The 1,053-nt window shown below is 66.5% G+C and carries 1 protein-coding gene; it reads right to left on the bottom strand.

Annotation, left to right across the window (positions count from 1 at the left end; genetic code table 11):
* Positions 1-999, bottom strand: a complete 999-nt coding sequence (locus tag GTY47_RS24065; protein WP_324604470.1) for a phosphotransferase — start codon at positions 997-999, stop codon at positions 1-3.
* Positions 1,000-1,053 lie beyond the last annotated feature (54 nt).

Raw genomic sequence — 1,053 nt, 5'->3', positions numbered from 1 at the left:
TCAGGAATGCCCGTGACGGGCTTCCCTGAGGTGCGCGACGACGTCGTCCAGGCTCACGGTCAAGGAACGCTCGACATTGATCCAGTCGTCCTTGGCGTGACCTAGGAGGTACTCGCGCCGTTCGGGTGCGCGCTCCGCGCGCCAGTTCGTGATCAGCGCACGCAGTGTGAGCCGTGCCAACGCGGCGATCGGGAGCAGCGGGAGTTCCGAGGCCTGGATCGGCCGCTTCAGTTGGTAGCCGGCGGCGAAGGCGCAGGCGTCCCGCCAGGGATGGTCCGGCGTCCGGCCGAGCAGGTTCGCCATGGGAACGGCGGGGTCGAAGATCGCCGCACTGCGCACCGTGTCGCCGAAGTCGATGACGCCGGTGACGAAGTGATCGCTCCGTGGATCGACCACGATGTTGTAAGGGCTGAAGTCACCGTGGATCACTTGGGTTTCGAGATCATTCAGCCTCGGGACGACGTTTTCGCCGAAGAGCCGGAAGACCGATTGGGCCAACTGTCGGTGCCCGGGGCTGGGCGTGTGCTCGACCAGTTCGGTCATCTGGTGGAAATGGCGGATGTCCCATGCCAGACCTCGTCGGTCCGCCGGGTGCGTGAACGGCCTGAGCGCCACGTCGATCAGCCCCAGCATCTCGCCCGCCTGGGAGAGCCGCTCCGCGTCCGGGTTCGCATCTGCCAGGACCTGGCCTTCGACGAAGTGGAACACGCGCAGGATGCGGGTCCTGCCGTCGTTCAGCCTGATCGTGACATGGTCGTCCGCGTCGGCGGTCAGCTTCACCCGCTGGACGGGCAGGTGCGCAGCGGTGGTTTCGAGGTAGCGCATCGCTGCGGTCTGGAGGGCGACGACCGCCTCCGCCTCGTCAGGTGGTGAGACCTTCACGAGGTAGTTGCCCGAGTCGGTACTGAGCCTGAACGTGTCGTCCTTCTCGGTCGCCAGTCGCCCCAAGCGCCCGGTGAGGCGGTAGCGCTCGTCAAGGAGATTGCTCACCAGCAGCACGTCGATGGGCTCGTGGGACGACGTCAGGCCGCTCTCCTCGAGGAGCCGCTGAGC

It is taken from the genome of Streptomyces sp. SID5464 (assembly GCF_009862985.1).
Taxonomy (GTDB): domain Bacteria; phylum Actinomycetota; class Actinomycetes; order Streptomycetales; family Streptomycetaceae; genus Streptomyces; species Streptomyces chartreusis_D.
This window is presented reverse-complemented; position numbering and strand designations above follow the sequence as displayed.